This window comes from Salipiger bermudensis (assembly GCF_017309175.1).
Lineage (GTDB): Bacteria > Pseudomonadota > Alphaproteobacteria > Rhodobacterales > Rhodobacteraceae > Salipiger > Salipiger bermudensis.
Map to the genome: position 1 here is coordinate 131,137 of NZ_JAEKJV010000010.1, position 18,742 is coordinate 149,878.

Sequence of the window (18,742 nt, forward strand, 5' to 3'; positions counted from 1 at the left end):
AGGCGCGGCCGGTGCGGAAGGGTCAGCCTTCGCCCAGTTTCGGCGAGGCCCTGTCCAGACACAGGTCCGCGTCCGAGAACTTGAACGGCGAGCGCACGCCGGGCACGCCCTCGGGCGAGATCTGCATGCCGCGCGCCTGCACCTGCGGATCGGCCATGACCTCCGACAGGTCGTTGATCGGCCCCGCCGGGATGCCCTCACGCTCGCAGCCCGCGAGCAGCTCGGCCTTGGTCCACTTGCCGGTCTCGGCCATCAGATGCGCCTCGAGCGAGGCGCGGTTGGCGATGCGGTCGGCATTGGTCAGGTAATCGGGGTGCTCGGCCAGATCGTCAAGCCCGAGCAGCCGGCACAGCCGCTGGTATTGCGGATCGTTCCCGGTGGCGATGATGATGTAGCCGTCGGAACAGTCGAACACCTGATAGGGCGTGAGGTTGGGATGATAGTTCCCGGTCCGCCCCGGCGCCTCGCCGGTGGCGAGATAGTTCATCGCCTGGTTCGCGGTTGCCGCCACGGCGCAATCGAGCAGCGCCATGTCGATATGCTGGCCCTTGCCGGTGCGCTGCTTCTGGTGCAGCGCCGCGAGGATGCCCGACACCGAGTAGAGCCCGGTGAACAGGTCGGTGATCGCAACGCCCGTGCGCTGCGGCTGACCCTCCGGATTGCCGGTGATCGACATGAAGCCCGACATGCCCTGGATGATGTAGTCATAACCCGCGCGATGCGCGTAGGGACCATCCTGCCCAAAGCCGGTGATCGAGCAGTAGATCAGCCCGGGATTCACCTGCGCCAGGGAGGCGAAGTCGAGCCCGTACTTGGCAAGCCCGCCGACCTTGAAATTCTCGATCAGGATATCCGCCTCGGCCACAAGCTCGCGCACCTGGGCCTGCCCCTCGGGCGTGGAGATGTCCACCACCACCGAGTGCTTGCCCCGGTTGCAGCAGTGGAAATAGGCCGCCGAGCGCTCGTCCTCGCGGTCGATGAACGGCGGGCCCCACTTGCGGGTGTCGTCGCCGCGCGACGCTTCGATCTTGATGACCTCGGCGCCGAGGTCGCTCAGAATCTGACCGGCCCAGGGGCCGGCCAGAATTCGGGCCAGTTCAATGACCTTCACCCCCTCGAGGGGGCCACGTGGTGCAGAGGTCATTGCGCGGCTTCGACACGCTCGTCGAGGATTTCCACGAACTCGTCGTAGGGCATGTTGGTGTGCAGCTCGCCGTCGATCATGAAGGACGGGGTCGAGTTGAAGCCGTCTTCCTCGACGTTCTGCTGGTACCAGCCGACGAGCGCCTTCAGCGTCTCGCCGTCCTGCATGCAGGCGTCGAGCTGCTCCTGGCCGATGCCGGCCTGCAGCCCCATCTTGCGGATCGCGTCGGCGACGCCAGCCTCGGTGCTCTGACGGGCCCATTCGTTCTGGGTCTCGTAGATCATGTCGACGATGCCGAAATACTTCATTTCGCCGCCGCAGCGCGCCATCAGCGAGGCCCACATGTCGTACTTGTTGAAATAGGCCTCGCGGAAGGTGAACTTGACCTTGCCGGTGTCGATGTAGTCTTCCTTGAGCTGCGGGAAGACCTCCTGCTCGAAGGTGGCGCAGTGCGGGCAGGTGAAGGAGCCGTATTCGATGATCTCGACCGGCGCGTCGGCCTGTCCGAGGGTCATGTCGGTCACCGTGGCCTCCTGCGCGCCGGCGGCGCCGATCGGGGGCTGGGCGGTGGGGTTCAGAACCCAGCTGCCGCCTGCGGCGATGGTAGCGGCCAGCGCGACGGTGGTCAGGATACGCTTCATGAGACTTCCTTCTTTCTGCGACAGCCCTCTGCGGGCCTCAGCGATGTGACTTGGTTATGACGTTTGCACCCAAACGATCAAGGGCGGCGCGCAGGCCTTCATCTCCGACACCCTCGGTGGCGCGATGCACCTCGGCGCGGGTCTCGGGCGAGGGGGCTGGCTTGGCCTGTTCCCTGGCACGGTGCTCGAAGGCGACGCGGCCCTCGGAAAAACCGGTTGCGGCGGTCTGGGTGACGCGGATGCGGGCGATGGCGTTGTAGCCGTAGATCGCGTTGACCCGCTCGCGCAGCTCTTCCTTGCGCATCTCCAGAAGCGGCGCGTTGGCGCCGGTGGTGAGCAGGGTGAGCGTGGCGCCGAGCCCGCCGCGGCTGTAGCCGATCTCGACAGGGCGCGAAATCGCGGCCATGTCGGCGCCGGCGATCTCTTCCCAATGGGTGAGAACACGCGATTGCGCGAAGCCGCGGCTTTCGCTGGCCTTGCGGATGTTCTGCTTCAGCAGGCCCGCGGTCAGGGCGAAGCCCTTGGTGGTGCTCTTGCGCCGTTGCATCTTGAATCCCTCTCTGCGGCACTATTCTAGTGACCGCGCCACCGGGCGCCAGCCCGGAATCATCCAATCAAGGGAATGTCAGTTTTGCGTGACCCCGCCCGCGCCGCGGATCTTCTCGACTGGTACGACCGCCACGCCCGCGACCTGCCGTGGCGTGTCGGGCCGCGTGCCCGCGCCGCAGGGATCCGCCCCGACCCCTACCGTGTCTGGCTCTCGGAGATCATGCTGCAGCAGACCACGGTGCCGGCGGTGAAGCCCTATTTCGAGGCCTTCACCACGCGCTGGCCGACGGTCTCGGACCTCGCGGCGGCCGAGGATGCCGACGTGATGGCCGCCTGGGCGGGGCTGGGCTACTACGCCCGTGCCCGCAACCTGCTGAAATGCGCCCGCGTGGTCGCCGCAGAGCATGGCGGCGTCTTCCCGCAGAGCCTCGAGGGCCTGCTGAGCCTGCCCGGCGTTGGCCCGTACACCGCCGGGGCGGTGGCGGCGATCGCTTTCGACATCCCGGCCACCGTGGTCGACGGCAATGTCGAGCGGGTGATGGCGCGGCTGCATGACGAGCACACGCCGCTGCCGCAGGCCAAGCCGATCCTCACCGAGATGGCCGCGGCGCTGACGCCCGAAGAGCGCCCGGGCTGCTACGCGCAGGCGGTGATGGATCTCGGCGCCACGATCTGCAGCCCGCGCAACCCGGCCTGCGGCCTGTGCCCATGGCGCAGCGCCTGCGCCGCCTGGGAGGCGGGCACCATGGCCGAGCTGCCGAAGAAGGCCCCCAAGAAGCGCAAGCCGACGCGGCTTGGCATCGCCTATCTCGTGCGGCGCGTCGATGGCGCCTGGCTGCTCGAGCGGCGCCCTGACAAGGGCCTGCTGGGCGGCATGCTCGGCTGGCCCGGCAGCGAATGGGGCGAGGCGCCGGAGGAGGCGCCGCCGATCGCCGCCGAGTGGAAGGCGCTCAATACCGAGGCGCGTCACACCTTCACCCATTTCCACCTGCGGCTGACGGTCAAGACTGCGCTGGTGCCGATGGACCGCCCGCCCGAGCGCGGAGAATTCGTCGAGGCCGAGGATTTCGATCCCAAGGATCTGCCCACGGTGATGCGCAAGGCCTACGATCTGGCCCGGAGCGTCTGAGGCAGAAAGGCCGGTCCCAGAGATTTTGTCGGGGTCTTCGCCCGCTTGCCCCGTGACGCTGCCCGGGCGGGGAGCTAGTCTCGCCCCGAGACGCGCAAAGGACCCGTGCGGAACGGAGACTCATCATGATCTCGTCGGACAAGATCGCCCGCATCGGGGCCGCCGCCCCCTTCTGGCTCACCTACATCCTGCCGCCGCTGGTTTGGCTCGGCGCAGCGCAGGGCGGGCTCTGGGTGCTCTTGCCTCCGTTGGCGACATGGTACCTGTTCTCGGCGCTCGACGCGGCGCTTGGCCTCAACACCGAGAATGCCGACCCGCAGACCGAGGAGCGGCATCTGATCTGGTACCGCGCCGGGGTGATCCTCTGGGCGCCGGTGCAGTTCCTGACGCTGGTCTCGTTGATCCGGTATGTGCCGGGGGCGGTGCACCTGAACGGGTGGGAGAGCTTCGGGGTGATGTTCGGCACCGGGGTGATGACCGGCTCGGTGGGCATCGTCTACGCCCATGAGCTGCTGCACCAGCGCAACAGGCTCGAGCGCAACTTGGGCGACGGGCTGCTGGCGATGGTGCTCTACTCGCATTTCCGCTCCGAGCATTTGCTGGTGCATCACACCTGGGTCGGCACCCCGCGCGACACCGTGACGGCGCGCTACAACGAGGGCTTTCACCGCTTCTACCCGCGGGTGCTGCGGGAAAGCCCGGTCTCGGCCTTCCGCGCCGAGGCGGCCCTGCTGGCACGGCGCGGGCTGCCGTGGTGGCACAGGCGCAACCCGTTCTGGACATACGCCGCCCTGCAGGGCGCGATGCTGGCGCTGGCGCTGCTGCTCGGTGGCTGGGCGGGGCTGCTGTTCTTCGTGGTGCAGGCGGGCGTGGCGATCTGGCAGCTGGAGCTCACCAACTATGTCGAGCATTACGCGCTGACCCGCCGCCACCTGGGCGGCGGCCGCTACGAGCACGTGCGCCCGCACCATTCCTGGAACTCGGCCCATACCGCGACCAACTGGCTGCTGATCAACCTGCAGCGCCATTCGGATCACCATTACAAGCCCGACCGTCGCTTCCCCTTGCTGCAGACCTACCAGGAGAGCGAGGCGCCGCAGCTGCCCTACGGCTATCCGATCATGACCATGGCCGCGATGGTGCCGCCGCTCTGGCGCCGCATCATGAACCCCAAGGTCCGGGCCTGGCGTCGTGCCTGGTATCCCGACATCGAAGACTGGACGCACTATAATCGCGGCACCACGCCGATGCCGAAAGGCGCGCGCGGCTGATCCTGCCTCGCCCTCCGGGGCGCGGCGCCGTCTCGGGCGCGGGGCAGGGGAGGTGCGCCCCCGAAAGAAGAAAGGGGGCTCTGCCCCCTCTTGGCGCTGCGCGCCAATTCACCCCCGAGGTATTTTTGAACCAAAGAAGCCAGAAGCGCCGCGCCCCTGGCTTCTTTTCGTCAAAAATACTCCCGCCGGAGGCCGGCCGGGCATCGCGGCCGGGCGTTGCGTCAGGGAGGCCAGAGCAGGGTTGCAATCGGGCTGGGCGGCTCGCAAACATGAGGGTCCGTAATGCTGGAAGGAGTCTGGGACGTGGATCTCGAGAAAGCCGCGCGCGACGTGCGCGAAAACGCCTACGTGCCCTATTCGCGATTCAAGGTCGGGGCCGCGCTGCGTGCGCCTTCCGGCAGAATCTATGCCGGCTGCAATGTCGAGAACGTGGCCTACCCCGAGGGCAGTTGCGCCGAGGCCGGGGCCATCGCCGCCATGGTCGCGGCCGGTGAGACCGAGATCGTCGAAGCCTATGTCATCGCAGACAGCGCCCACCCGGTGCCGCCCTGCGGCGGCTGCCGTCAGAAGCTGGCAGAGTTCGCCAGAGGCGACACGCGGGTGACGCTGGCCACGGTCGACGGCGGCACGCTCGAGACCACCGTGGCGGAGCTGCTGCCCGGCGCCTTCGGTGCGGACCACATGGATCGCACATGATGGACGCGCGCACGGTGATTGCCGCCCTGAGACGGGGCGAGGAGCCGGCCACCGAGGGGCTGCGCTGGTTCGCCCGCGGCCTCGCAGATGGCCGCGTCAGCGATGCGCAGGCCGGCGCGTTTGCCATGGGCATTTGCCTGCGCGGCCTGACCGAGGAGAACCGCGTGGCGCTGACGCTGGCGATGCGCGACTCGGGCCACGTCATGCGCTGGGATCTCGACGGGCCGGTTGTCGACAAGCACTCCACCGGCGGCATCGGCGACTGCGTCTCGCTGGTCCTCGCACCGGCGCTCGCCGCCTGCGGCTGCTACGTCCCGATGATCTCGGGCCGCGGGCTCGGCCATACCGGTGGCACGCTCGACAAGCTCGACGCCATCCCCGGCTATGTCGTCGCCCCCGACGAGTCGCGCTTCGACCGTGTGGTGCGCGAGGCCGGCTGCGCCATCGTCTCTGCCAGCGCCGAGATCGCCCCGGCGGACCGCCGCCTCTACGCGGTGCGCGACGTCACCGCCACGGTCGAGAGCCTCGACCTGATCACCTCCTCGATCCTTGCCAAGAAGCTCGCGGCGGGGCTCGAGGGGCTGGTGCTCGACGTCAAGGTGGGATCGGGCGCCTTCATGAAGACCGATGCAGAGGCGCGCAGGCTGGCCGAGGCGCTGGTCTCGACCGCCAACGCGGCCGGCTGCCCGACCACCGCCTTCGTCACCGACATGAACCAACCCATCGCCCCGGCTCTCGGCAACGCGCTCGAGGTCGATGCGGCGATGGGTGTGCTGACCGGGCGCGACAAGGGGCCGCTCTTTGATCTGACGCTGGCGCTGGGCGCGGCGCTGCTCGAAGGCGCTGGTTTCGATCGCCCCGAGGCACGGCTGCGCGAGGCGCTGGAGAGCGGCGCAGCGGCGGAGCGCATGGGGCGGATGGTCTACGGCCTCGGCGGGCCGGTGGAGTTTGTCGAGACCTGGGGCCGTTTCCTGCCCGAGGCCACGGTGATCCGCGAGGTGCCGGCCCCCGCGGCCGGCCACGTGGCGGCCATCGACGGCGAGGCGCTTGGGCTGGCAGTGGTCCGGCTGGGCGGCGGCCGCACCGTCGAGACCGACATGATTGACCCTGCGGTGGGCCTGTCGGACGTGGTGCGCCTCGGCGAGCGCGTCGAGAAGGGCGCGCCGCTGGCGCGGGTCCACGCCGCGCGCGAGGACCAGGCCGACGCGGCGGCGCGTGTGGTGCAGGCGGCGATCACTCTGGGCGAGGCCGCAAAGCCCGGGCCCTTGGTGCGGGAGCGCGTCGGATGAGGGCGTTTCTCGTGGTGATCGACAGCGTCGGCATCGGCGGCGCGCCGGACGCCGACAGCTATTTCAACGACGGCGTGCCCGATACCGGCGCCAACACGCTGCTGCACATTGCCGAGGCCTGCGCGAACGGCGAGGCCGAGGACGGGCGCAGCGGCCCGCTCGCGCTGCCGGTGCTTGACGGGCTTGGGCTGGGCCGGGCGGTGGAGCTTGCCAGCGGCACCCTGCCGCCGGGGCTCGGGGCGGTGCCGCGGGGACGCTGGGGGGCCGCGACCGAGAGCTCGAGGGGCAAGGACACGCCCTCGGGCCACTGGGAGCTGGCCGGCCTGCCGGTGCCGTGGGACTGGCATTATTTTCCCGACCAACAGCCAGCCTTTCCACAGCCCCTGATCGACGCGGTCTGCGAGATTGCCGGCACCGAGGGCACGCTGGCCAATTGCCACGGCTCGGGCACGGTGATGCTCGACCGCTTTGGGGCCGAGCACATCCGCAGCGGCTGGCCGATCTGTTACACCTCGGCCGACAGCGTGTTCCAGATCGCCGCGCATGAAGCGCATTTCGGCCTCGAACGGTTGCTCGATCTTTGCGAGCGCATGGCGCCGATGCTGCACGAGATGAAGGTCGGGCGGGTCATCGCGCGGCCCTTCCTCGGCGAGGAGGGCGCCTTCAAGCGCACCTCCAACCGGCACGACTATGCCATCCGCCCACCGGAGCCGATCCTCACCAACTGGGCGCAGGAGGCCGGTCGAACGGTGCACGCGGTGGGCAAGATCGGCGACATCTTCTCGATGGAGGGGATCGACCACTTGCACAAAGGCGATGACGCGACGCTGATGGGCCATCTCTCCAGCCTTGTGGATAACTCCGAGGATGGTTCTCTGACCTTCGCCAATTTCGTCGAGTTCGACAGTCTTTATGGCCACCGTCGCGATGTCTCGGGCTATGCGCGCGCGCTCGAGTGGTTCGACGCCGAACTGGGCCGCCTGCTGCCGCGGTTGCGCGAAGGCGACATTCTCGTGGTCACCGCGGATCACGGCAACGATCCCAGCTGGAGCGGCACCGATCACACCCGAGAGCGGGTGCCGGTGCTGATCGCCGGTGCCGGAACGGGGGCGCTCGGGCAGGTGGCTTTCGCGGATGTCGCCGCGAGCGTTGCCGCGCATCTGGATGTGCCCGCGCGCGGGCCGGGAAGATCATTTCTGTAAGGGAGTCCGGCATGGACGAGGAGCGCATCGCAGCCATACGTGGCCTGCCCAAAGTCGAGCTGCACCTGCATATCGAAGGGGCGGCGCCGCCCGCCTTCATCCGCGGTCTGGCGCAGGAAAAGAACGTCAGGCTCGATGGCGTATTCGACGAACGTGGCGGCTACGCATTCACCGATTTCGTGCATTTTCTCTCGGTCTACGAGGCCGCCACATCGGTGCTGAAGAGCCCCGAGGATTACGCCCGGCTTACCACGGCCGTGCTCGAGGAATGTGCCGAAAACGGCGTGGTTTACGCCGAGACTTTCATCTCGCCCGACTTCTGCGGCGGAGGCGACGTGGGCGCGTGGCAGGAATACCTTCATGCGATCCGCGAGGCCTCGGACCGGGCGGAGACAAGCCTGGGGATAACTCTGAGGGGAATTGTCACCTGCGTGCGCCATTTCGGCCCCGAGACCGCCAAGCGCTCTGCGCTCTGCGCCGCCGAAACCGCAGGGGACTGGATCGTCGGCTTCGGCATGGGGGGCGACGAGAACCAGGGCAAGCAGAGGGATTTCGCCTACGCCTTCGACATGGCGCGCGAGGCCGGGCTGAGGCTGACCACCCATGCCGGCGAGTGGCGAGGCCCGCGCGAGGTCGAGGATGCGATCACCGATCTGCGGGTCGAACGCATCGGCCACGGGGTGCGCGCCTACGAGGATCTGGCGCTTGTGGACAAGCTTGTTGAGAACGGCATCGTGCTTGAGGTCTGTCCGGGGTCCAACGTCAATCTCGGGGTCTACCCGTCGCTCTCGCGGCACCCGATCGAGAGGCTGCGCGAGCGCGGTGTGAAGGTGACGGTGAGCACCGACGACCCGCCCTTCTTCCACACCACCATGGCCGACGAGTACGAGGCGCTGGCCCGGACCTTCGACTGGGACGAGGAGGTGTTCGCAGAGATCGCCCGAACCTCCGCCGAGGCTGCGTTCTGCGACGAGGAGACCCGCAAGGCGGTGATGAAGCGGCTCGACGCCTGACGCCGCTTTCGCGGGCTTTGCCGGCCCTCACAGCAGTGGACGTGCCGGAACCCTGCGTGGCGCGGGCTCCGGGCGTTGCGGCGCGCTTGCGTGAGGTCTAAGGAGGAAGGCGATCAAAGCGCAAGGAGTCCCGGGGCCATGAAACAGCATCTCACCGTCGTCGATCACCCGCTGGTCCAGCACAAGCTGACCCTGATGCGCGAGAAGGACAACTCCACCGCCTCCTTCCGCCAGCTCCTGCGCGAGATCAGCCTGCTGCTGGCCTACGAGGTCACCCACGAGCTGCCGGTGACCACCAAGCGCATCGAGACGCCGATGTGCGAGATGGACGCGCCGGTGATCGAGGGCAAGAAGCTGGTGCTGGTGTCGATCCTGCGCGCCGGCAACGGGCTGCTCGACGGCATCCTCGAGCTGGTGCCGGCGGCGCGGGTGGGCTTTGTCGGCCTCTACCGCGACGAGGAGACGCTGAAGCCGGTGCAGTACTATTTCAAGGTGCCGAAGAACCTCGAGGACCGCTGCGTGATCCTCGTCGATCCGATGCTCGCGACGGGCAACTCCTCGGTCGCCGCGGTCGACCTGATGAAGGAAGCTGGTGCCAAGGATATCCGGTTCCTGTGCCTGCTGGCCGCCCCCGAGGGGGTCGAGAAGATGAAGCAGGCGCATCCGGATGTGCCGATCATCACGGCGGCGCTCGACGATCACCTGAACGAAAAAGGCTATATCGTTCCGGGACTAGGGGATGCGGGCGACCGCATGTTCGGCACAAAATAAGCGGTCAGTCCGCTTTACAGGGCTATATGGATCGGGCATGATTCCGCCAATCCTGTGGGGGCTGACATGCGATTGAAAACTCTGGCGTTCCTCGCCATCACCACCGCAGCGGCAGGCGCCGGGCTAGCGCCCGCGCTGGCCCAGGGGGTCACCACCATCGACACGCCGGCCGAGTTGCCGCCGGCCAGCTTCACCGGCACCCAGTATGCCGACAGCGAGGGCTGCGTCTTCGTGCGCGCCGGCTATGACGGGGCGGTGGTCTGGGTGCCGCGCGTGACGCGCGACCGCGATCAGGTCTGCGGCTACCCGCCGACCTTCGCGAGGTCCGCGCCGACGGCAACCGCTGCCGCGCCCGTGCCGGCGCCAGCTCCGCAGCCGACCACGGCGCCCGCGCCGAAACCCGCTGCCGTGGCGGCCGCTCCGGCCCCGACGCGCACCAGCATCACCCGCACCACGAGCGCCCGCCAGCCGATGGAGACCGTGGCCTCAAAGCCCGCCACGCCTGCGCCGCAGCGCGTGCTGAAGGCTCCGGCCTCCAAGCCGCCCTCGGCGCCGCCGCCGCGGACGGTGGTGAAGACCGTGCCGGCCCCGGTCGCGACGGCCTCTCGGCTGCCGCGCGTGGCGACGCCGTCGCAGCTTTGCCCGCCCGGCGCCACCGGCACCGTTCAGAGCAACGGGCGCACCGTCCGCTGCGGCGTGCAGTCGAGCCCCTTCGTCACCGAGGTGCGCCGGGGCGAGGCTCCGAGCGCCGGCAAGAACGTCTATTACAACTACGGCAACGGGCAGGGCAGCTGGGACGACAGCCGCTCCGCACCGGGTGCGGACGACCCGGTCGCGCTGGCCCAGATCGCGGCCCGGCCGCAGAGCCGGATCGTGCCCAAGCATGTCTGGGAGGCGCGCTCCGAGGTGCCGCCAGTGGTGCCGCAAGGCTATCGCCCGGCCTGGGAGGATGACCGGCTCAACCGTTATCGCGCCTGGCAGACCGTCGATGGCTACTACGCCACCCAGCGGCGCTGGACCAACACCGTGCCGCGGATCAACGACCTGACGCTGCGCCGCATCCCGGCGCGCGATCCGGAGATCGCCTATCGCGACAGCGAGCCGGCACCGCTGCCGGCCCAGATCATCGCCACCAGTGGCCGCACCGAGGCGCAGGCGCGCCGGACCGGCGTGATCTCGTCGCGCTCGACGCCGGCGGCAGAGGCCCCGGCGCGTAAGGCCTCTGCGGCGGCGCGGTATGTCGAGGTCGGTCTCTTCACCACCAAGGACAAGGCCGATGCCGCCGCCGCAAGGCTGCGGGGGGCCGGGCTGCCGGTGCGCTACCTGCGCAGCGGTGAGACCCGCCGGGTGGTGGTCGGCCCCTATAGCGACGGCAACGCGCTGCAATCGGCGCTGCGCCGGGTCAAGGGCACGGGCTACGTACAGGCCTACCTACGCTGACGCTCTGTCGGTGATGACGGAAGAAGGCCCTGCCGGAAACGGCGGGGCTTTTTTCTGGCAGGTTGGGCCGAGACAACGTGGCGCCGCGAACCCGTCTGGTGCGGGAGATCGCTTGCGCTGTGAGGGCCGGCTTGCCAAGCGAAGCTCTGGTGAAGCCGTTGTCCGAGATCGGTCTGGCGGAGCCGCCAGTCAGCCGCCGCAGATCGCCTGAAGCCGCAGCCAGTCGGGATCGGAGAGCACCGGACGGCTGCCCTCGACGGCGCGGGGATCAGCCTCGATCAGCGCCACCGTGCTCTCGCCGGTGACGTCGCGGGCAAAGGCGTAGGGCGTGCTGCGCAGCTCGGCCGCGGCGAAGGCGCGCAGCAGCGTGTCGGTCGCGACCGGCTCGCGCGCCTCGGTGAGCAGGGTCTCGGCATAGGCGTCGAGCGTGGCATCGGGCAGCGCACCGGTGGTGAGAAGCTTCAGCGTCGCCCAGAGGCCGCTATGGGAAAGCAGGTCGCCCAGAGGGTCGCTGGCGCGGGCGCGCAGCGATTCCGCCAGCAGGTAGCCGGCGGCGGTGTCGGGATCTTCGTAATCCTCGATCATCGCCCGGTTCATCAGGATCAGCCCACCCGGCAGGTGGGCGGTGTCGCGCACCCCGTCCGGCAGCACCACGAGATCGTTGCGCCGGGCGTCTCCCAGAACCCGCTGGGCCAGATGGCGCAGCGGCAGGCGCGCCTCTTCGGTCATGCAGGGCTGCCCCGAGATACGGGTGATCCGGGCCAGAAGCGCCTCGCCGATCTCGTCGCGCTTGACCGCGGGCACCACCCGCCGCGTGTGCTCGAGCAGGGCGCCCGGGAGCCAGAAGATCGCCCCGGCAAGCACCGTGGCGGCGACCGCACTCAGCAGCACCACGCGCAGCTTGCCCGGGCGCGGGCGGCGCCGGTCGATGGCACGCAGCAGGCGTTCGATCGCCTCGATCATCGTGGTCTCGTCGGCGGGCAGCTCCAGCGTCTCGCCCGGATCGCCGTCGGGATGGTAGATGGCGGGGGTCTGCCCCTTGTTGGCGCGGCGCACGGCGGCCAGCGACCAATGCGCCAGCGGGCGCCCGGAAAACTCGGAAATCGTCAGCGAGGCATCGCCCAGCGACACGACCACTTCACGACGCTGCGCGTCGGGATCGGGCCGCCAGAGGCCCGATGCTTCCAGTCGTTGATACTCTTTGAGTGCCGTCATTCAGGGCTGCTCTGCCTCGTTTCGCGGCACCGTAGCATGGGCCGCGAGACAGGGGCAACGCGTTCCGGTCGGGGCGGGTTCGGTCGCCGTTTCGCGGTGTCAGTCGCGAGCGGGAGAATGGGCGTTGCGGAGCAACGGCCGCCCGGCTATGTCGAAAGTGTTACATGATAACATTACAGAATCAGACACACGAGAGGTCTCCATGCCGTCCATCATGCCCACGCGTCTCAGCCTGCCGGTCCTTGCCCTGCTGATCGCGACGCCGCTCGCCGCTTTCGCTCAGTCTGCCGATAGCCACGACCACGATCACGATCATGACCATGAGCACGCGCAAGGCCATGATCACGCCGAGAACGATGTCTATCGCGGCTATTTCGAAGACAGCGCGATCGCTGCCCGCCCGCTGTCGGACTGGCAGGGAGACTGGCAGTCGGTCTATCCCTATCTTCAGGATGGCACGCTTGATGTGGTCATGGCGCACAAGGCCGAGAGTGGCGAGAAGACCGCCGCCGAGCATCGCGCCACCTACGAGACCGGATACCGGACCGATGTAGACCGGATCGAGATCGAGGGGCAGGAGGTGACGTTTCACACCGCCGACGGCGCCGCCACCGGCACCTACGCCGGCGACGGCTACGAGGTTCTGACCTACGCAGCTGGCAATCGCGGCGTGCGCTTCATCTTCGAGAAGCAGGGCGGAGACGCTGCGGCGCCGGCGTATATCCAGTTCAGCGACCACAAGATCGCGCCGGAACCCGCCGACCACTACCACCTCTACTGGGGCGACGACCGCGCGGCGCTTCTCGAAGAGGTCACCAACTGGCCGACCTACTATCCCGCCGACCTGAGCGCCGAGGCGATCGCGCAGGAGATGATGGCGCACTGAGCGCCGTACTGCCCCCGGATGTCCCGGTGCCTCGCGCCCGGCAGAGACGCTGGGCACCGGGACCGTTGGGGGGCTGTCTCCGGGGCGCTCAGACCTCCTTGGCGCGGGTGCGGAGCTGGAACTTCTGGATCTTGCCGGTCGAGGTCTTGGGCAGCTCTTCGAACACCACCTTCTTGGGGGTCTTGAACCCTGCCAGCCGCTCGCGGGCAAAGGCGATGAGCTCGGCCTCGCCGGCCTCATGGCCGGGCTTGAGCTCGACGAAGGCGCAGGGCACCTCGCCCCACGTTTCGTCGGGCTTCGCAACCACGGCGCAGAGCAGCACCGCCTCGTGCCCCATCAGGGTGTTCTCGACCTCGACCGAGGAGATGTTCTCGCCGCCCGAGATGATGATGTCCTTGGCGCGGTCCGCAATCTGCACGTAGCTGTCGGGGTGCAGCACGGCGATGTCGCCGGAGTGGAAATAGCCCCCCTCAAAGGCCTCACGGGTGGCCTTGGGCGCCTTGAGATAACCCTTCATCACGCCGTTGCCGCGATGCATGATCTCGCCCTTGGTCTCGCCGTCGGCGGGGATGATGGTCATCTGCTCGTCCATCACCGTGACGTGCTCCATGAACGGCATGGCGACGCCCTGGCGGGCCTTCATCGCGGCGCGCTCGGCGCCTTGCAGTGGTTCCCATGCGGCCTGCCAGGCGCATTCCACGTCGGGTCCGTAGGTCTCGGTCAGGCCGTAGACCTGGGTGACGTGGAAGCCCATGGTCTCGATCTTGGCGAGTGTGGCGGGGGCCGGGGGCGCGCCGGCGGTGAACACCTCGACCGCGTGGTCGAAACCGCGCTTCTCCTGCTCGGGGGCGTTGACCAGCATGTTGAGCACGATGGGCGCGCCGCCGAAATGGGTCACGCCCTCGTCGGCGATGGCGTCGTAGATGTTGCGTGCGGTGATGTCGCGGCAGCAGACCACGGTGCCGCCCACCGCCGGCATCATCCAGGTGTGGCACCAGCCGTTGCAGTGGAACAGCGGCACGATGGTCAGGTAGACCGGGTGCAGCACCATGCGCCAGCTCAGCACCTGCCCCATGGCGTTCAGGTAGGCGCCGCGATGGTGATAGACCACGCCCTTGGGCCTCCCGGTGGTGCCGGAGGTGTAGTTGAGCGCGAGGCTCTCCCACTCGTCCTCGGGCATGATCCAGTCGAATTCGGGATCGCCGGTGGCGAGGAAATCCTCATACTCCAGGTAGTCGCCGAAGGCCTTGGCGCCGCCATGTGGGTCGGCGACCTCGATGACCTTGGGCGGCTCCTGCTCCATGAGCTCGATGGCCTCGGCGAGATGCGGGATGAACTGCGGATCGCAGAGCACCAGCTTCGCCTCGCCGTGATCGAGGATGTAGGCGATGGTGTCGACGTCGAGCCGGGTGTTGATGGTGTTGAGCACCGCGCCGCAGGCCGGCACACCGAAATGGGCCTCGGCCTGGGCGGGGATGTTGGGCAGGATCGTCGCCACCACGTCGCCGGGCTTGATGCCGATCTTCGTCAGCGCCGAGGCGAGCTGGCTGACCCGGTCGTGATACTCGGCATAGGTCTTGCGATGCGGGCCGTAGATCACCGCCGGATGGTCGGGATAGATCTGCCGCGCCCGGCGCAGGAACGACAGCGGCGTCAGCGGCACGTGGTTGGCGGCGCATTTGCCGAGCCCGGTTTCGTCTGCAAGCCAGCCCATGGCGGATCCTCCCTGATCTCTCCTGCGCCCGACTATGCGCAGTCGCGGCGCGCTCGAAAAGCCCTGAATGGGGATTCCCGATGCGATCTTGCACGGTTACGGTGTCGGGCATGATCATCTCGCCCGGCCGCCGCTATATCCTCGTGCATATCCCCAAGACCGGCGGCACCGCGATGGCCACCGCGCTCGAGGCGCGGGCGCATCGCGACGACATTCTGATCGGCGATACGCCGAAGGCGCAGAAGCGGCGCGGACGGGTGGCGAAGCTCTCGGCGCGGGGGCGGCTCTGGAAGCACGCGATGCTGAGCGACATCGACGGGGTGCTGAGTCCTGAGGAGATCGCGGCGATGTTCACGGTCACGCTGGTGCGCAACCCGTGGGACCGGATGGTGAGCTATTACCACTGGCTGCGGGCGCAGAGCTTCGATCACCCGGCGGTGTCGTTGGCCGCGGAGCTGTCCTTCGGCGCCTTCCTGGCCCACCCTCAGACCGTCGCCAGCCTGCGCGCCGCGCCCTATGGGCGCTACATGCGCGACGTGACGGGGCAGGAGCGCGCCTCGCTCTTCATCCGGCTCGAGCATCTCGAGCAGGACATGGCACCCTTCGTGGCGCATCTGGGGTTCCGCCCCGCGATCGCGCGGGTCAATGCTTCCGAGCGGGCGCGGGACTATCGGGGGTACTATGACGATGCGACGGCAGAGCGCGTGGCCAGGCTCTGTGCCGAGGACATCGCGCGCTTTGGCTACCGGTTTGACGATGTTGCGGACTCTGGCCCGGCGCCGCATCGGTGAGGCGGGCAGGATGCCTCCGGCGGGGATATTTCTGGCCAGAAGAAGACAGGGGCGCCCAGATCCCCGAAGCCCAAAGGAAACCCGCCCCCGAAGGGACGGGCGGCGAAGCCGGGGCTTCTCCTGGCACGGTCATCGGCGTCCCCGCCTGTACCGTGAGACCAGCATCGGCCGTTAACCTTAATAATGTGTTTCTTCTGGCTGGAAATATCCCGGGGAGCGCGAGGGGCAGCGCCCCTCGTGGCCGGGCATGGCGGTCAGCGCACCGGATCGAGCAGCGCGTTGCCAAGCGTGCAGTCGCGCACCACGTCACGGCCGCAGGGCACGGGCTCGAGCGTCGCCGACAGGCAGAGGCGGGCCTCCTGGATGCGGCCCTCGCGGCAGGTGATGGTGATCATGTCCGGCTCGAGCCCTGGGTTGGCCTCGAGGAAGGCGTCCTCGATCAGCGTGGCGGGCAGGGTGACGGGCTCTTCCAGCCGACGCAGGAGCTCGGGCCGGGTGACGCGCCCGTAAGCCTCGCGGGACAGGGCGAAATAGTCCTCGGCGGACAGCCCGCTGCAGCTGCCGTGTTTCTTCCACTGGTGCCATGCCAGCCCGCCCGAGCCCATGATGTCGGCCATGTCGCGGGTGCGTGCGCGGCTTGGCGGGCGTGCGGAGGTGGGGCAATAGGAGGGATAGCCGCGGTGGTATTGCGGCCAGAGCCCGTGCAGGATCCAGCCATGGTCGGTCTCGCACTGCTCCGACCCGCGCGCATCGCCCTCGAGCGCGCACCAGGTGGGTGACCAGCTGAGCGAAAGCACGTAGTAATCGAAGGCGCCGGCGCGCTCGCCTTCGGCATGGGCCAGTCCGGCCGACAGCAGCAACACAACCAGCCAGCGCATTTTCTCTTCCCTCTTGGCGTCCGGATCACTATATAGCGCGCAAGTTCCCCGACAACGGTAACCTGTCCCGAGTTCAGATTCGGGACCTCCCGGCCCGAAGAGGGCCCGGGGGAGGGGACGGAGACTTGCAAGGAGACGAGACATGGCCAAACTGCTGCATCCCAAGGCGACCGCCGTCTGGCTGGTCGACAACACCACGCTGAGCTTCAAGCAGATCGCCGATTTCACCGGCTATCACGAGCTTGAGGTGCAGGGGATCGCGGATGGCGATGTCGCCGCCGGGGTGAAGGGCTTCGACCCGGTCGCCAACAACCAGCTCGAGCAGTCGGAAATCGACAAGGCCGAGAACAACCCGCTGCACAAGCTCAAGCTCAAGTACAATGCCGCTGCCGTTGACGAAGATAAGCGTCGTGGCCCACGCTACACGCCGCTGTCGAAGCGTCAGGACCGCCCGAACTCGATCTTGTGGCTGGTGAAGTTCCACCCCGAGCTGTCCGACGGCCAGATCTCGAAGCTGGTGGGCACCACCAAGCCGACCATCCAGTCGATCCGCGAGCGCACCCACTGGAACATCCAGAACATGCAGCCGATCGATCCGGTGGCTCTGGGGCTCTGCCGCCAGTCCGAGCTCGACGCCGCAGTGGCAAAGGCCGCCAAGAAGCTCGACGAGGTGATGACCGACGACGAGCGCCGCAAGCTGGTCTCGACCGAGCAGAGCCTCGGCATGGAGCCCGAGCCGCGCCTGCCCTCGGCCATCGAGGGGCTCGAGACCTTCTCGCTGTCGGACCCGCGCGGCGAGGATGACGAGGAAGAGGACACCCGGGGCCCGAGCGACTTCTCGGATGCGGACAGCTTCTTCAACCTGCCCTCCGGCGGCGATGACGACGACGAGGACGACAGCGACGATCCGCGCGGCTGATCCGCCTTCGGCCTGCCAGAAAGAAAACGCGTCGCGAAAGCGGCGCGTTTTTTCATGTGCGGGGGCGGTCGTCGGTGGGGGCGGCCCTCACACCCGCTTGCGGGCGTTGAGCGCTGCGGTGATGGTGCCGTCGTCGAGATAGTCGAGCTCACCGCCGATCGGCACGCCCTGCGCCAGCGAGGTCAGCTCCACCCGGGTCTCGAGCTGGTCGGCGATGTAATGCGCCGTGGTCTGGCCGTCGACGGTGGCGTTGAGCGCGAGGATCACCTCGCTGATCGCCTCGCCGTCGATGCGCGAGACGAGCTGCGGGATGCGCAGTTCTTCGGGGCCCACGTTGTCGAGCGCCGAGAGCGTGCCGCCCAGCACGTGGTAGCGGCCCTTGAACACGCCCGAGCGCTCCATCGCCCAGAGATCGGACACGTCCTCGACCACGCAGATCTGGCCGTTGGCGCGGCGCGCGTCGGCACAGATCGGGCAGATCTCGGCGGTGCCGATATTGCCGCAGTTGAGGCACTCCCGCGCCGAGCTCGCCACCTGCTGCATGGCATCGGCCAGCGGCTGCAGGAGCAGCGCGCGCTTGCGGATCAGGTGCAGCACCGCCCGTCGCGCCGAGCGCGGCCCGAGGCCGGGCAGCTTCGCCATCAGGTCGATCAGCGCGTCGATTTCTGTGCGGTCGGGCAAGCGGGAGCCTCCGGAAGGCAGAAAAGCGCGGCGCCCCTCGGGGCGCCGCTTGGGTCATTTCTGGGGGCGCGAGCGGCGCGTCAGAACGGCAGCTTCATGTCCGCCGGCAGGCCCATCTCGGAGGTCAGCTTCTGCATCTCCTCCTGCGCCTTCTCCTGCGCCTTGGTCTGGGCCTCCTTGATGGCGGCGAGGATCAGGTCCTCGACCACTTCCTTGTCGTCGGAGTTGAAGATCGACGGATCGATGTCGAGACCGCGCAGCTCGCCCTTGGCGGAGGCGGTGGCCTTGACCAGCCCGGCGCCGGACTCGCCGGTGACTTCCATCGCCTTCAGATCTTCCTGAAGCTGGGCCATCTTGCCCTGCATGTCCTGCGCGGTCTTCATCATCTTGGCCATGTCGCCAAGTCCGCCCAAACCTTTCAGCATCGTGTCTCTCCTGCGTCGCGGGCGCGGGGATCGCGGCCTTTGCATTTGCCCCAGTATATCGCAGTCGCAACCGCGCTCGACAAGTGGG

The 18,742-nt window shown here is 68.2% G+C and carries 19 protein-coding genes; 11 read left to right on the forward strand and 8 right to left on the reverse strand.

Annotation, left to right across the window (positions count from 1 at the left end; all coding sequences use genetic code 11):
- Nucleotides 1–22: 22 nt before the first annotated feature.
- The 3 genes from JF542_RS14985 to JF542_RS14995 are packed head-to-tail and all read right to left on the reverse strand — an operon-like array spanning nt 23 to nt 2,332.
- On the reverse strand, nt 23–1,144 hold the full coding sequence (locus tag JF542_RS14985) for a CaiB/BaiF CoA transferase family protein (RefSeq protein WP_040544591.1): 1,122 nt from the start codon (nt 1,142–1,144) through the stop codon (nt 23–25).
- Nucleotides 1,141–1,785, reverse strand: coding sequence for a DsbA family protein (locus JF542_RS14990; protein ID WP_007797645.1), 645 nt, complete (start codon nt 1,783–1,785; stop codon nt 1,141–1,143). The genes JF542_RS14985 and JF542_RS14990 overlap by 4 nt, the downstream gene beginning before the upstream one ends.
- Before the next feature lie 37 nt (nt 1,786–1,822).
- The gene (locus JF542_RS14995; RefSeq protein WP_207076408.1) at nt 1,823–2,332 is read right to left on the reverse strand and encodes a DUF721 domain-containing protein; all 510 of its coding nucleotides are present in this window, start codon (nt 2,330–2,332) and stop codon (nt 1,823–1,825) included.
- A gap of 84 nt (nt 2,333–2,416) precedes the next feature.
- Here JF542_RS14995 and mutY point away from each other — a divergent pair, with 84 nt between their 5' ends.
- The 8 genes from mutY (at nt 2,417) to JF542_RS15035 (ending at nt 11,145) form a co-directional block, all read left to right on the forward strand.
- On the forward strand, nt 2,417–3,463 hold the full coding sequence (gene mutY, locus JF542_RS15000) for an A/G-specific adenine glycosylase (RefSeq protein ID WP_207076409.1): 1,047 nt from the start codon (nt 2,417–2,419) through the stop codon (nt 3,461–3,463).
- A gap of 125 nt (nt 3,464–3,588) precedes the next feature.
- Nucleotides 3,589–4,734: an alkane 1-monooxygenase gene (locus JF542_RS15005; RefSeq protein ID WP_207076410.1), complete on the forward strand. Its 1,146-nt coding sequence runs from the start codon at nt 3,589–3,591 to the stop codon at nt 4,732–4,734.
- A gap of 303 nt (nt 4,735–5,037) precedes the next feature.
- Nucleotides 5,038–5,430: a cytidine deaminase gene (locus tag JF542_RS15010; protein ID WP_207076444.1), complete on the forward strand. Its 393-nt coding sequence runs from the start codon at nt 5,038–5,040 to the stop codon at nt 5,428–5,430.
- Entirely contained in the window at nt 5,430–6,719 is a 1,290-nt protein-coding gene (locus JF542_RS15015) for a thymidine phosphorylase (protein ID WP_207076445.1), read from the forward strand. The genes JF542_RS15010 and JF542_RS15015 overlap by 1 nt, the downstream gene beginning before the upstream one ends.
- Nucleotides 6,716–7,921 (forward strand): phosphopentomutase, encoded by a 1,206-nt coding sequence (locus tag JF542_RS15020; protein ID WP_207076411.1) that lies wholly within the window; start codon nt 6,716–6,718, stop codon nt 7,919–7,921. The genes JF542_RS15015 and JF542_RS15020 overlap by 4 nt, the downstream gene beginning before the upstream one ends.
- 11 nt (nt 7,922–7,932) lie before the next feature.
- Nucleotides 7,933–8,934 carry an adenosine deaminase gene (locus JF542_RS15025; protein WP_207076412.1) on the forward strand — a complete coding sequence of 334 codons (1,002 nt, stop codon included), beginning with the start codon at nt 7,933–7,935 and terminating at the stop codon, nt 8,932–8,934.
- Nucleotides 8,935–9,072: 138 nt separating this feature from the next.
- The gene (gene upp / locus JF542_RS15030) at nt 9,073–9,705 is read left to right on the forward strand and encodes a uracil phosphoribosyltransferase (RefSeq protein ID WP_207076413.1); all 633 of its coding nucleotides are present in this window, start codon (nt 9,073–9,075) and stop codon (nt 9,703–9,705) included.
- Between the two features lie 66 nt (nt 9,706–9,771).
- Nucleotides 9,772–11,145 (forward strand): SPOR domain-containing protein, encoded by a 1,374-nt coding sequence (locus tag JF542_RS15035; protein WP_242533772.1) that lies wholly within the window; start codon nt 9,772–9,774, stop codon nt 11,143–11,145.
- A 189-nt stretch (nt 11,146–11,334) separates the two neighbouring features.
- On the opposite strand, the gene JF542_RS15040 is transcribed toward JF542_RS15035, so the two are convergent.
- Entirely contained in the window at nt 11,335–12,360 is a 1,026-nt protein-coding gene (locus JF542_RS15040; RefSeq protein ID WP_007797675.1) for a hypothetical protein, read from the reverse strand.
- Between the two features lie 202 nt (nt 12,361–12,562).
- On the opposite strand from JF542_RS15040, the gene JF542_RS15045 reads away from it, so the two are divergent.
- Complete coding sequence (locus tag JF542_RS15045) at nt 12,563–13,246, forward strand: ZinT family metal-binding protein (protein WP_207076414.1); 684 nt, start codon at nt 12,563–12,565, stop codon at nt 13,244–13,246.
- 88 nt (nt 13,247–13,334) lie between these two features.
- Here the strand turns inward: JF542_RS15045 and JF542_RS15050 are convergent, their stop codons facing one another.
- Nucleotides 13,335–14,960, reverse strand: a complete 1,626-nt coding sequence (locus JF542_RS15050) for an AMP-binding protein (protein WP_207076415.1) — start codon at nt 14,958–14,960, stop codon at nt 13,335–13,337.
- Nucleotides 14,961–15,070: 110 nt separating this feature from the next.
- Here JF542_RS15050 and JF542_RS15055 point away from each other — a divergent pair, with 110 nt between their 5' ends.
- A complete protein-coding gene (locus tag JF542_RS15055; RefSeq protein ID WP_207076416.1) occupies nt 15,071–15,751 on the forward strand; it encodes a sulfotransferase family 2 domain-containing protein in 681 nt (226 codons plus the stop codon).
- A gap of 254 nt (nt 15,752–16,005) precedes the next feature.
- Here JF542_RS15055 and JF542_RS15060 read toward each other — a convergent pair whose 3' ends face one another.
- Nucleotides 16,006–16,629 (reverse strand): ribonuclease T2 family protein, encoded by a 624-nt coding sequence (locus JF542_RS15060; RefSeq protein ID WP_207076417.1) that lies wholly within the window; start codon nt 16,627–16,629, stop codon nt 16,006–16,008.
- 142 nt (nt 16,630–16,771) lie between these two features.
- On the opposite strand from JF542_RS15060, the gene JF542_RS15065 reads away from it, so the two are divergent.
- Nucleotides 16,772–17,548, forward strand: coding sequence for a DUF1013 domain-containing protein (locus JF542_RS15065; protein ID WP_007797691.1), 777 nt, complete (start codon nt 16,772–16,774; stop codon nt 17,546–17,548).
- Between the two features lie 87 nt (nt 17,549–17,635).
- Here JF542_RS15065 and recR read toward each other — a convergent pair whose 3' ends face one another.
- Complete coding sequence (recR, locus tag JF542_RS15070) at nt 17,636–18,229, reverse strand: recombination mediator RecR (protein ID WP_207076418.1); 594 nt, start codon at nt 18,227–18,229, stop codon at nt 17,636–17,638.
- A gap of 80 nt (nt 18,230–18,309) precedes the next feature.
- Entirely contained in the window at nt 18,310–18,654 is a 345-nt protein-coding gene (locus JF542_RS15075; RefSeq protein ID WP_207076419.1) for a YbaB/EbfC family nucleoid-associated protein, read from the reverse strand.
- Between the last annotated feature and the right edge of the window lie 88 nt (nt 18,655–18,742).